Origin of the sequence: Natronosalvus rutilus (genome assembly GCF_024204665.1) — an archaeon.
In the GTDB taxonomy this organism is placed as follows: domain Archaea; phylum Halobacteriota; class Halobacteria; order Halobacteriales; family Natrialbaceae; genus Natronosalvus; species Natronosalvus rutilus.
In genome coordinates this window covers 219,080-231,250 of record NZ_CP100355.1, presented here as the reverse complement: position 1 = coordinate 231,250, position 12,171 = coordinate 219,080, and the positions used below count along the sequence as shown (strand labels likewise).

At 66.0% G+C, this 12,171-nt stretch carries 13 protein-coding genes; 7 read left to right on the top strand and 6 right to left on the bottom strand.

Annotated features, from left to right (window positions below; genetic code table 11):
- Positions 1–189 precede the first annotated feature (189 nt).
- Complete coding sequence (locus NGM29_RS01215; RefSeq protein WP_254158449.1) at positions 190–720, top strand: 50S ribosomal protein L16; 531 nt, start codon at positions 190–192, stop codon at positions 718–720.
- Positions 721–882: 162 nt separating this feature from the next.
- Positions 883–1,338 carry a GNAT family N-acetyltransferase gene (locus tag NGM29_RS01210; RefSeq protein WP_254158448.1) on the top strand — a complete coding sequence of 152 codons (456 nt, stop codon included), beginning with the start codon at positions 883–885 and terminating at the stop codon, positions 1,336–1,338.
- A 79-nt stretch (positions 1,339–1,417) separates the two neighbouring features.
- Here the strand turns inward: NGM29_RS01210 and NGM29_RS01205 are convergent, their stop codons facing one another.
- Both NGM29_RS01205 and NGM29_RS01200 read right to left on the bottom strand, forming a co-directional pair.
- Positions 1,418–2,260: a beta-keto acid cleavage family enzyme gene (locus NGM29_RS01205; RefSeq protein ID WP_254158447.1), complete on the bottom strand. Its 843-nt coding sequence runs from the start codon at positions 2,258–2,260 to the stop codon at positions 1,418–1,420.
- Positions 2,257–2,448 carry a hypothetical protein gene (locus tag NGM29_RS01200; protein WP_254158446.1) on the bottom strand — a complete coding sequence of 64 codons (192 nt, stop codon included), beginning with the start codon at positions 2,446–2,448 and terminating at the stop codon, positions 2,257–2,259. The genes NGM29_RS01205 and NGM29_RS01200 overlap by 4 nt, the downstream gene beginning before the upstream one ends.
- Positions 2,449–2,577: 129 nt before the next feature.
- Between NGM29_RS01200 and NGM29_RS01195 the strand changes: the two genes are divergently transcribed.
- Genes NGM29_RS01195 through NGM29_RS01185 form a run of 3 tightly spaced genes read left to right on the top strand, consistent with a single transcriptional unit; the run spans position 2,578 to position 5,676 of the window.
- The gene (locus NGM29_RS01195; RefSeq protein ID WP_254158445.1) at positions 2,578–3,549 is read left to right on the top strand and encodes a ring-cleaving dioxygenase; all 972 of its coding nucleotides are present in this window, start codon (positions 2,578–2,580) and stop codon (positions 3,547–3,549) included.
- A 1-nt stretch (position 3,550) separates the two neighbouring features.
- A complete protein-coding gene (locus NGM29_RS01190; RefSeq protein ID WP_254158444.1) occupies positions 3,551–4,753 on the top strand; it encodes an iron-containing alcohol dehydrogenase family protein in 1,203 nt (400 codons plus the stop codon).
- A 56-nt stretch (positions 4,754–4,809) separates the two neighbouring features.
- Positions 4,810–5,676: an ATP-grasp domain-containing protein gene (locus NGM29_RS01185; RefSeq protein ID WP_254158443.1), complete on the top strand. Its 867-nt coding sequence runs from the start codon at positions 4,810–4,812 to the stop codon at positions 5,674–5,676.
- A gap of 208 nt (positions 5,677–5,884) precedes the next feature.
- Here the strand turns inward: NGM29_RS01185 and thsA are convergent, their stop codons facing one another.
- From thsA to NGM29_RS01165, 4 genes are all read right to left on the bottom strand, one after another.
- The gene (thsA, locus tag NGM29_RS01180) at positions 5,885–7,555 is read right to left on the bottom strand and encodes a thermosome subunit alpha (protein WP_254160665.1); all 1,671 of its coding nucleotides are present in this window, start codon (positions 7,553–7,555) and stop codon (positions 5,885–5,887) included.
- 202 nt (positions 7,556–7,757) lie between these two features.
- Complete coding sequence (locus tag NGM29_RS01175) at positions 7,758–8,537, bottom strand: hypothetical protein (protein ID WP_254158442.1); 780 nt, start codon at positions 8,535–8,537, stop codon at positions 7,758–7,760.
- Between the two features lie 78 nt (positions 8,538–8,615).
- Complete coding sequence (locus tag NGM29_RS01170) at positions 8,616–9,173, bottom strand: KH domain-containing protein (RefSeq protein WP_254158441.1); 558 nt, start codon at positions 9,171–9,173, stop codon at positions 8,616–8,618.
- An 82-nt stretch (positions 9,174–9,255) separates the two neighbouring features.
- The gene (locus NGM29_RS01165; RefSeq protein ID WP_254158440.1) at positions 9,256–10,095 is read right to left on the bottom strand and encodes a sulfurtransferase; all 840 of its coding nucleotides are present in this window, start codon (positions 10,093–10,095) and stop codon (positions 9,256–9,258) included.
- Between the two features lie 239 nt (positions 10,096–10,334).
- Between NGM29_RS01165 and NGM29_RS01160 the strand changes: the two genes are divergently transcribed.
- Both NGM29_RS01160 and NGM29_RS01155 read left to right on the top strand, forming a co-directional pair.
- Positions 10,335–11,201 carry a sulfurtransferase gene (locus NGM29_RS01160; protein WP_254158439.1) on the top strand — a complete coding sequence of 289 codons (867 nt, stop codon included), beginning with the start codon at positions 10,335–10,337 and terminating at the stop codon, positions 11,199–11,201.
- A gap of 151 nt (positions 11,202–11,352) precedes the next feature.
- The gene (locus NGM29_RS01155) at positions 11,353–11,991 is read left to right on the top strand and encodes a rubrerythrin family protein (protein WP_254158438.1); all 639 of its coding nucleotides are present in this window, start codon (positions 11,353–11,355) and stop codon (positions 11,989–11,991) included.
- Positions 11,992–12,171 lie beyond the last annotated feature (180 nt).

Genomic DNA, 12,171 nt, shown 5'->3' with positions numbered 1-12,171 from the left:
CCTTAAACGCGCCGTCGATCGGCAGTCGGTGGGACGTATTTCGGTCGTCCCGACTCGCATTTCCGAGCCGAGTTGGTGGGACGATTGCGAGCGTCCTGGACCGAATCCCGGCCTATCACAGCCGACGGTACCGCAGGAACGGTTCGAAGCCTTTATTCCCGCGGTGGGCCTCGTTCCCACCAAGTAACCATGTCCGACAAACCTGCCTCGATGTACCGGCAAATCGACAAGCCGGCCTACACGCGACGCGAGTACATCACCGGGATCCCCGGTTCGAAGATCGCCCAGCACAAGATGGGCGACACCAGCGCCGAGCCAGAAGACTACCCCGTCCAGATCAGCCTCGTCGTCGATGAGGAGTGCCAGATCCGCCACGGGAGCCTCGAGGCCGCTCGCCTCTCGGCGAACCGCCACATGATCAAGAACGCCGGCGAGTTCCAGTACAAGATGATCCTCCGAAAGTTTCCCCACCAGGTTCTGCGAGAGAACAAGCAGGCGACGGGTGCGGGTGCCGACCGTGTCTCCGACGGGATGCGCCAGTCGTTCGGGAAGATCGTCGGCACCGCCGCCCGCATCCAGCGCGGCGAGCGCCTCTTCACCGTCTGGTGTGACGTCGAGGACGCCGACTTCGCGAAGGACGCGTTCCGCCGGGCGTACAACAAGATCACGCCCCCGTGCCGGATCGTCGTCGAGCGCGGCGAAGAGAAGCTGATCTCCTGATCGGTTCCTCGGTTTTTGTCGGGTTCGGGTGCTCGAGCGACCGCTTTCTCGTGTGAATGATAGCTTCCTGACCGTACTACGATCATCGGATTCCACGGCAAACTAGCCTATCGAATTGGCAGAAAACGATTCCGTTACATTGTGCCCGTCTACTGTCTCTGTATGGAGTTCAATCTGGTTCCTGTGACCGGTTCTGCTGCCGAGAAGATAGCCGAATGGCGCTACGAACCGCCGTACGACTTTTACAATCTCGATGCTGATCCCGAGGACTATGCGGCGTTCATGGACCCCTCGAACTGGGAAACGAAGTTCGCAGTCGAGGACGGCGACGGAACGCTCGTCGGATTCTTCGATCTGACCCCACGTAACCAGTTCGTCGAAGTTGGCTTGGGGATGCACCCTGACCTCACCGGCCAGGGGCTCGGACGAACGTTCGTCGAGGCGGGTCTCCGACACGCACGTGATGATCTCGAAGCTGACGTGTTCGAACTCGCCGTTGCGACGTTCAATGATCGAGCAATCTCTGTCTACGAGGACATTGGATTCGAGTACGTAGAAACGTATTCTCAAAGGACTAACGGTGGCGAATACGAGTTCCTTCGAATGCGCCGAGAATGAGTAGTCAGTCTGCGTCCTGTACCGAGCAATCTCCCGCAAACTGTAGTCGAGGGCACTGAACCAGCACTCGAGTCCCCATCTACAACCCGAGAATCTCCCGTGCTTGCGCCGGCGTCGCGACCTCCCGCTCGAGTTCCCCAGCGATGCGGACGACCCGCTCGACCAGCTGGGCGTTGCTCGTCGCAAGTTCGCCCTGTCGGTAGTAGACGTTGTCCTCGAGGCCGACCCGGACGTGTCCGCCGAGGAGAATCCCCATCGTCGTGAGCGGCAGTTGGTGGCGGCCGAACCCGAGCGTGTTGAACAGCGCGCGGTCGGGGAGATTGGAGACGGCGTTCAACAGGTTTCGCGGTCGGGGGCGCGTGAGCGTGCCGCCGCCGAAGATGAGCGTCGTGTACACCGGATCGGCGAGATCGCGACGCTCGAGCAGGCCGTGGACCTCGTTGAGGTGGCCGTCGTTGAACACCTCGAGTTCCGGTTTGATCCCGCGGTCGCGCATCTCTTCGTGGAGGGCGTCGACCGTGCCGCGCGTGTTCTCGCTCGTCAGGTGGTCGTACCGGTTGAGCGGCCCCATATCGAGCGACGCCATCTCCGGCGACGGGTCAGTGCGAAGTGGGAGGCGGCGGTCCGCGGCCGGGGCGCCAGTCCCGCCCGTGGAGTGCTGGACGACGACGTTATCGGCGTGCGCTCGCACCGCGTCATCGATGGCTTGGAACCGCTCGGTGGAAAACGAGCGCTCGCCGTTCGGTTTCCGGGCGTGGAGGTGGACTACGGCGGCGCCCGCCTCTTCGGCAGCCGCGGCGGCGCGACCGATCTCTTCGGGTGTCTCCGGGAGATTCGGGTTGGCCTCCTTGCCGTGGACACCGCCGGTCAGCGCCGCGGTGACGATCAGCGGCTCGCCAGCGAGGTAGTCCGCGTAGCTCACGGCTCCGGCACCTCGGCGTGCTCGTGGTAGATCTCGCAGTGGGCCTCGTGCTCGAGGGCGTACCGGTCGTTGCAGATGTCGGCGCGCATCGGCTGGACGAACCGCTCGGCGGCGGTGCAGTACGCCCGCGGCTGGTCGAACTGTCGACCGTCGGCCTCATCGTGGTACTCCAGGTACGGGCAGGTCATGTGAGTCCTTCACGGGCCGTCCCAATAACGATTCGGCGACGCCGACGTCCGGTGCTAACCGCCTCGTCACCCGATAACGCCGGTGTCCGAACAACCCATACGTACCTCCAGCCCCTACCAGGACGTACGATGTCACCAACCACGCCGGGAATTCACCACGTGACCGCCATCGCGGGCGATCCGCAACGAAACGCCGAGTTCTACGTCGAGACGCTGGGGCTGCGGTTCGTCAAGCGGACGGTCAACCACGATGACACGGGCACGTACCACTTCTACTTCGGCGACGGCGAGGGAACGCCCGGGACGAACGTTACGTTCTTCCCCTGGACCAATAGTGGCCGACGGGGCCAGTTCGGCGCGGGGCAGACCCGGGAGACCGCCTACCTGATCCCCCCCGACTCGGTCGAGTACTGGATCGACCGACTCGAGTCGGCGGGAATCGAAGTCGACCGGGACGAACGGTTCGGCGAGCCGGTCCTGGGATTCGACGACCCGGACGGGATCGGTCTCGAGTTCGTCGCCTCAGAACAGGCGCTCGAGGCCGATGCGCAGCCGTGGCCGGAGAGCCCCGTTCCGGCGGAGTACCAGGCTCGCGGGTTCCACAGCGTCACGCTCGCCGTCTCGGCGTTCGGGCCGACCGCGTCGGTCCTCACGGACGTCCTCGGATTCGAACTCGAGGCCGAAGCGGACGGGCGCCGGCGCTACCGCGCGGCGGGCGGCGGCCCCGTCTCGATCGTCGACCTCGTCGAGACCGACGTGGGGCGCGGGCAGATGGGCGTCGGCACCGTCCACCACGTCGCGTTCGAGGCGGCCGACCTCGATGAACAGGAGCGCTGGCGGGAGGCGTTCGCCGATCACGGACTGAACGCGACCGAGATTATCGATCGCATGTACTTCCGCTCGGTCTACTCCCGCGAACCCGGCGGCGTCCTCTTCGAGATGGCGACGACGGAACCAGGATTCACCGTCGACGAGGACGTCGACGACCTGGGATCGGGACTGATGCTCCCGGAGTGGATCGAGGACGAACGCGACCGGATCGAGGCACAGCTTCCCGAGTTCGACCCCGAGACGATCGGGTTCGGGACGGGGGCGAACTGACGTGGCGCGCGACGATCAGTTTCGGTTCGAGTACGAGCCGGGGGTGCTGCGGTTCGGCACGGGCTCTGTCGACACCCTGTCGGACGAACTCGTCGAGCAGGGGTTCGACCGTGCGCTGGTCGTCTGCGGGTCGACGGTGGGCAGTACGCCCGAGGTGATCGACCCCGTCAAGCGGGGACTGGGAGAGCGGCTGGCTGGCGTCTTCGCGGAGACGACCGCGAGCAAGCGTCTGTCGACGGCTGTCGACGGCCTCGAGGCGATGCGCGCGGTCGACGCGGACGTCCTCGTCGGCCTGGGCGGCGGTAGCAGTCTCGACGTGGCGACGGTGATCGCCGTCCTGGCCGCGGATGACCGCGACCCCGCCGAGGCCGGCCGAGAACTCGCCGAAACCGGTTCGATCTCGGTCCCCGACGGCTCGCTGCCGCCGATCGTTGCGGTGCCGACGACGCTCGCCGGCGCCGAGCAGTCGAACGTGGCTGGCGTCACCGCCTCACCCGAGTCGGGATTGGTCGACGAACCGGCGAGCGGCGGCGTCTCCGACCGGCGACTGATGCCGCGGGCGGTCGTGTACGATCCGGCGTTGTTCGCGACGACGCCGAAATCGATTCTCGCTGCGTCCGCGATGAACGGCTTCGACAAGGGCCTCGAGACGCTGTACGCCCGCAATGCGACCCCGATCACCGACGCGACGGCGATGCGCGGCCTGCGATTGCTCCGTGACGGACTGGTGGACCTCGGCGAGCAGCCCATCGACGAGGACTTTCTGAAGCCGGTCGTCGAGGGCATCGCACTCGTCCAGTACGGCGTCTCGAGACCCGGGGAAACGACGCTCTCGATTATCCACGCGTTCGGCCACGGGTTGACCCGCACCTACGACGTCCAGCAAGGTGCCGCCCACGCCATCGTGGCTCCGCGGGTGCTCCGGTACCTGTTCGATGCCGTCGACACTCGGCGCGACCTGCTGGCCGACGCGCTCGCCCCTGACCGCGACGCCGACCCGGCCGAGGCGGTCGTCGAGGCGGTCGAGGACGTCCGCGAGGCGCTCGCCCTTCCCTCGCGGTTGCGCGACGTCGACGGCCCCGAACCCGAGGAGTTCCCCGCGGTGGCCGAGGCGATCCTCGAGGACTCGTTCATGGGCAACGCACCGCCCGGACTCGAGCCGACGGCGGACGAGATCGAGGCCGTCCTTCGGGACGCGTACTGACTCGCCGGTGGTCGACGAGGCGCTGGACCTTTTACCGACTCGCACCCACTACCGGTATGATCGACCTCGCCGTCGCTAACCGCAAAGAGACCTTCGAGCGCATGCACGAGCCTCTCGCCGAGCGAGGGATTTCCTGTCACCACGTGCCGGTTCGCGAGCGAACCGTTCCGCTCAGGGAACCGCCCTGGGATCCCGACGACTACGACCTCGGCTTCGTCTACCCCGGTCGGCTGATGGAAGGCGGCGTCGCCGACGCCCTTCTCGAGGTGCCCTGGCTCAACGGCCTCGAGGCCGTCGTCACGTCCCGGAACAAAGCGGGGGTGCTCGCCCGTCTCGAGCGCGCCGGCCTCCCGGTTCCCGACTCCGTCTATGTCTCCAACCCGGTCGACGACGAGGAATTGACGGCCGTCTTCGAGCGGTTCGAGCCGCCCGTCGTCGTCAAGCCGAACTCGACGACCCGGGGCGTCGGCGTCGCGAAGGCCCACGACCTCGACTCCTTCCTGGGGATCTGCGAGTACCTCTCGCTGGTCCACGACTACCGGGCGACTGGCGACAAGTCCTTCCTCGTCCAAGAGTACGTCCCCGGCGCGAGCGACTACCGCGTGATGGTCCTCGAGGGCGGGTACGTCGGCGCAGTCGAGCGACGACTCCCCGAGGGCGCTCGAGCCGACGGGCGATGGAAGCACAACGTCCACCGCGGGGGGCAGGCCACGGGTGTCGACCTGCCCGACGACCTCCGGGACCTCGCGCTCGCGGTCGCCGAAGAACTCGAGATTCCGTTCCTGGGGGTCGATCTCCTGGTGCCGGATGCTGGGGAGGCCGTCGTCAACGAGACCAACGCCCGTCCGACGATCGACGCCGCGACGAAGTACGAACCGGGATTTTACGATCGGCTGGCGACGGCGCTCGAGAAGCGGGTTTGAGGCGGCAACCGCGAGCATAGGTACTGCGCGCTCGAGGGGTTGGCAGCCTGGATTATAACTATAGGTTTTATAGTTGGGTTCGAGGTTACCTCGACGAATCGAGGACGTCAAACGAACTGTTGTCAGATACGAAAATCGGAAAATACGGGCCGACTACGCGTACGTTACTCGAGTGCGGTGGGTGATGGTGAGGTGGCGCCTGCAGCGCTTACATCGCACCGCCCATACCACCCATGCCGCCCATGCCGCCCATGCCGCCACCCATACCGCCGCCGGGTGGCATCTCGTCGTCGCCGTCGTCGTCGCTGCTACCGCCCTTCAGCTCGCCGGCGGCGATCACGTCGTCGATGCGCAGCAGCATGACGGCGGCCTCGGTGGCCGACTCGATGGCTTGAGTCTTGACGCGCAGGGGCTCGTAGACGCCCTCCTCGGCCATGTCGATCGTCTCGCCCGTGTAGGCGTCCAGCCCGGCGGCCGTGTCGCCACCGTCGTGGGCGCTGCGAAGCTCGACCAGGGAGTCGATGGGGTCGAGTCCGGCGTTCTCGGCGAGGGTGCGCGGGATGACTTCCAGCGCGTCCGCGAACGCCTCGATGGCCAGCTGTTCGCGGCCGCCGACGGAGTCGGCGAAGTCGCGCAGGGCCAGCGAGAGTTCGACTTCGGGGGCGCCACCGCCGGCGACGACCTTGCCGTCCTGGAGGGTCGTGCGGACGACGCCCAGGGAGTCCTCGATGGCGCGGTCGATCTCGTCGATGACGTGTTCGGTGCCGCCGCGGAGGATGAGGGTGACGGCCTTCGCGTCCTCGACGTCCTCGACGAAGAGCCGCTGATCGCCGGCGACGTCCTTCTGGGCGACGCTACCCGCGAAGCCGAGGTGGTCCTCGGTGAGGTCGTCGACGCTGTTGACGGCTCGAGCGCCGGTCGAGCGGGCCAGGCGGTTCATGTCGCTGGACTTGACCCGACGGAGCGCGATGATGCCCTCCTCGGCGAGGTAGTGCTGGGCCATGTCGTCGATGCCGCCGTCGACGAAGACGACGTCGACGCCGACGTCGACGAGCTGGTCGACCATCTCCTTGAGCTGAGCCTCTTCCTGCTCGAGGAACTGCTGGAGTTGGTCGGGGTCGGTGACGTTGACCTCGGCGTCGATCTCGGTCTCTTTGATCTCGAGGGCGCCGTCGATGAGGGCGACGTTGGCGTCCTCGGCGAAGTACGGCATGCTGTCGCTGACGCGCTCCTTGTCGATGATGACGCCCTCGACGAGTTCGGAGTTCTCGACGGAGCCGCCGACGACCTTCTCGACCTTGACGTTGTCCGTGTCGACGCCGTCCTCGTCGGCGACGGTCTGGACCGCGCGAACGACGAGTTCCGAGAGGAGGTCCTTCGCGTTCTCGGCGCCCTTGCCGGTCATCGCCGTCGCGGCGATCTGCTCGAGGATCTCCTCGTCGTCTGCGTCGACGTCGATGGCGATCTCCTCGAGGGCCTCGCCGGCCTTCTCGGCGGCCTGGCGGTACCCCTGGGCGAGGGTCGTGGCGTGGATGTCCTGCTCGAGGAGGTCCTCGGCGCGCTTGAGCAGTTCACCGGCGACGACGACGGCGGAGGTGGTGCCGTCGCCGACTTCCTCCTCCTGGGTCTCGGAGACTTCGACGATCATGTTGGCGGCGGGGTGATCGATTTCCATCTCCGTGAGGAGCGTGACGCCGTCGTTCGTGACGACGACGTTGCCCGTCGAGTCGACGAGCATCTTGTCCATCCCCTTCGGGCCGAGTGTCGTGCGTACCGCCTGGGCGACGGCTTTCCCGGCCGTGATGTTCATCGACTGTGCGTCCTTGCCGGACGTTCGCTGGCTGTCGTCGGAGAGGACGATGAGGGGCTGGTTGCCCATTTGCTGCTGTGACATAGTCATGGATGGATTGTTTGCTATTCTATATAAATGCATCGCTATCGAGTTTGTCAAATCGACACACAGCGCTCGTGTCTTGCGTTTGTGTGTGGCGGCGCTGGCGAGTATATATGTGGTCCGTTGCCGTGCGCCTGGATGGAGCGATGTGGCGATGTGGCGAAGTGGCGAAGTGGCGATGGGCCGCTCACTCCTCCCTGCCGTCCGCGGGCACCCAGTCCGGTCGCTCGAGGTCGATCACCTCGCCGGCGCGGTCGACGGTCACCCGAAGCGTGATCTCGACTGGTTCACCTCGTCGCGTTCCGTTGCCTCGCAGGACCAACTGTTCGATGTACCCGTCGTCGGTAACGACGATGGCGAACTCGGCGTCCCGGTAGGGAAACACGTTGGCACTCCCAGTCAGGACGTATCGCATCCCTCGTTCGGACCTCGTCGGCGTCACCGTCTCGACGGCGTTGAACAGGGCCCCCGGTTCGACCAGCAGTCTGGTGGCCGGGTCCGAAACCTGGGCTCCCGAGTGAACCGTCGTTCGGTTGCCCTCGGCCAGGCGGTATGCGGTCTCGTTATCGTCGGTCCACTGCTCGATCGTTCGCGTCGTCGTCTCGTTCGCGCCTTCGTCCTGTTCGGTGATCTTGACGATGATTCGCTCGGGGCCGTTGCTCGTGACGACCGCCTCCGATCGTCTGGTCTCGAGCACCGTCCCGTTCGAGTCGGCGTATTCCACCTCGGCGGTCGCTTCGTACGATGTCCCCTCGAGACGGTCGACGTGACCGGACCAGAGCGCGATCCAGTCGGTGACGTTGTTTGCTCCGAGGCCAGCGACCTCGGGTCCATCGGCGGGTCGAACCGGTTCGTCGATGCCGTAGACCTCCCTGTCGACGGAGTCGCCACCGGACAGGCCGGTACAGCCAGCGAGCAGGAGACAGGCGACGACGAGGAGTGCGCGAGTCCCGGCCGGGGCGTCCATGCGTCTGTCAAGACGTGGCAAGCGTAAAAACGGTGTGGGCGATCGGGTGGCGGGACGCTCGGTGCTCGACCAGGCCGTTTAGGACTCGCCGCCGGGGAAGCGGTGGTACTGCATTCCCTGGTGTTTCATCTCGTTGTGCCGGTCCTCGAGGAACGAGTAGACCGCGCCGTGCGGGGCGCCGTCGAGCAACATCTCGGCGGCCGTCCGGGCAGCGTCGACCTCCGGGGGCGTGCCGATGATGCCGAGCGTCGACCCGTAGATGACGACCGAGGCGCCCGAGAGTTCCTCCATGAGTTCGCGAGTGCGCCCACCCTCGCCGATGAGTCGCCCTTTCTGTCGCTGGAGGTCGTTCTTGTTGCGGGCGGCGGCGTCGATGTCGACCAGATCGAAGAGCATCATGTCGTCGGCGAGCAGGCGGAGCGCGTCGTCGGGGGCGAATCCACGACCGATGGCCCGGACGATTTCGGGGCCCTTGAGGCCGCGGACGGGGTCACCGACGGTCTCGACGGCGACCGATCCGTTCTCGGAGTCGATGTCGAGACGGACCTCGGCTTCGGACTCGATCCGACGCATCGTCTCGCCACCCTCGCCGATGAGAACGCCGATCCGGTCCTGCGGAATCTTCACGTGCTGCATGCCTCGAGTGTACTTCGTCGGGCCGGTTAAGCCCTTTGTCCGCGCGGGACGCCTCCACACGGCCTGTTTTTGGACCCTGCGCTCACCCACTTGCTCCCCGTTCGATCACGCCGTCTCGAGCCTCCCACTCGGTCAGGCTCCCCTCGTAGAAGCCGACACGCTCGAACCCGAGCCAGCGGAGGACGACGTACGTGTGGCTGATCCGGCGTGCCGTGTTGCAGTAGAGGATCACTCGCTTGTCGGGCGTGATCCCGTGATCGGCGAACAGTTCCTCGAGGTCGTCCCTGGGTTTGAGCCGACGGCGGTCCTCGTCGACGGTCGAGCGCCAGTCGAAGCGGACGGCGCCAGGCAGGTGCCCCGTCTCGAACTCCTCGCGTTCGCGCGTGTCGACCAGGACGTGATCGTTCGAGTCGGGTTCCTCGAGCACCGCCTCGATCGTCTCGGCGTCGACCAGGGGGCTCGTGTCGCGGTTGTGGTCGGGCTCGTGGTTGTGGTCGGGGTCGAGCGGCCGCGCCTCGTACACTGTTTCCTCGAACGCCGTCGATTCCTGGGACGTCTCGTGCTCGCGGGCCCAGCCGCTGTAATCGGTCTCGAGCAGGCGGACGTCGTCGTGACCGTAGAGCTGGAGGGTGACGAGCACCCGGGCGGCGAAGACGCCGTAGGTGTCGTCGTATACGACGACGGTTTCCGCGGACTCGACGCCAGCCGAACCCAGGAGGGATTCGACGACCGATTGCCCCGGAAGCGTCCCCGGGTCGTCGCTCTCGCGGTCGCGAAACTCGTCGAACGGGACGTTTACCGCCTCCGGCAGGTGGCCGATACCGTCGAACTCCCAGGCGTCGCGCACGTCGAGGAGGCGGACCGACGGGTCCTCCCGGTGGTCCTCGAGCCAGTCGACCGAAGCGACGATGGTCTCACTCATCGACGAGTATTCGTCGCCGAGGCTCCAGAGACCACCGATCACGGCAGGTGTCCCCGTCTGACCGAGGTAGCGGCAACAATTTCCGAACCCCGGACTCGATCGGTCGGAAACGCCTCGAGAACGCCGGTCGCGGTCCCGGCCCGCGTCGAAGTGGCGGCAAGATTGGCCAGTATGGTCGAGCGACGACCGTATTGGCCGATTCGCCAGTCGCTTTCTGTGCCGTCCCCGTAGTACCGGCCATGGCAGACGACACTTACGCCAACGACGTTCTGGTCACCGCCGACTGGGTGGCCGACCGACTCGATCAGTTCGAGAGCGACGACCCCGAATACCGGCTGCTCGAGGTCGACGTAGACACCGAGGCCTACGACGAGAGCCACGCCCCCGGCGCCATCGGGTTCAACTGGGAGACCCAGCTCCAGGACCAGACGACGCGCGACATCCTCTCGAAGGAGGACTTCGAGGACCTGCTGGGCAGTCACGGCGTCAGTGACGACTCGACGGTCGTCCTGTACGGGGACAACGCCAACTGGTTCGCCGCCTACACCTACTGGCAGTTCAAGTACTACGGCCACGACGACGTCCGCCTGCTCGACGGCGGCCGCGAGTACTGGCTTGAGAACGACTACCCGACGACCGACGAGGTCCCCGAGTTCCCTGCCGTCGAGTACGATGCGTCCGGCCCGCGCGAGTCCATTCGCGCCTACCGCGACGACGTCGAAAACGCCATCGACAAGGGCCTTCCGCTCGTCGACGTTCGCTCGCCCGAGGAGTTCTCCGGCGAGGTCCTCGCGCCTCCGGGACTGCAGGAGACCGCCCAGCGCGGCGGCCACGTCCCCGGCGCGAAGAACATCTCCTGGGCGGCCGTGACCGACGACGACGGCACGTTCAAGAGCCGCGACGAACTCGAGGAACTGTACGGCGAGGAGGGCATCGACGGCGACGAGACGACCGTCGCCTACTGCCGTATCGGCGAGCGCTCCTCGGTCGCCTGGTTCGCGCTGCACGAGCTGCTGGGCTACGAGGACGCCGTCAACTACGACGGCTCCTGGACCGAGTGGGGCAACCTCGTCGGCGCGCCGGTCGAGACCGGCGACGGCAGCTGAACAGCGCTGTACTGATCTCGACGGACTCACGATTCGAAAGGGCGAACGCTCGAGCGCTCGAGTTCGCTCGACCCGTCCATCGCCGTGACCGACGAGAGCCGAACACAGCGATAGAAACACGATTCTCCGCGTCCATCGTTTACGCAGACCCATGACCGACACCGACACCTTCCTCGAGACCATCGAAGACGAGAACCGGACTCCCCTCTCGCGACTCGGCTCCTCGAAGTCGCTGTACGCCGCGACCGAAGGCGACATCGACACCGAACCCGTCCTCCGGGCGGCCGCCGATGCCGAGTACGCTGCCTGGCAGACGTTCGAGACGTGGGCCGACGACGAATCCCACGACGATGCTCGCCAGACCTTCGCGGCGGCCGCGAGCGACGAGAACGACCACTACGAGACCGTCACTGACCTCCTCGAGGACGATCACGACCCGGAGGAAGCGGAGACGCCCGCGCTCCACGAGTTCCTTCGCGAGCGCGGGGACACCGTCTCCCGGCTGGGTGGCCTCCTCGGCCGCATCCTCGCGAGCGACCGCTCGAAGAGCCAGACCGTCGGCTTCTTCGTCGGCAGTGCCGACCCCCGGACCGCCCAGGTCTTCCGGGACTTCGGCGACGACCTCGAGACCCAGCGGGAGGCGACGCTCGAGGCGCTCTCGACGATCTGTGAATCCGAGGACGACTGGAACCGGGCCCAGGACGCCGCGACGGGAGCGATCGAAGCGGCCTACGGCGAGTACGTCGAGACGCTCGAGGGGCTGGGGGCAAACCCGAAACCGGTCTGTTGAGATCACCGGTTAGACGGTCACGTTCTCCTCTCATCCAATATATAGGCCACTACAGCGAAGAATAGTCAAAAACTCGAGAGGCGTTCCCGTCCTGCACTTTTAGGCTTGCCTAACTCGAGAGCTCACGACGGAGTATATAAATGGAGGGATACAGTTAAGGGGCCGTCGGACGATGTGGAT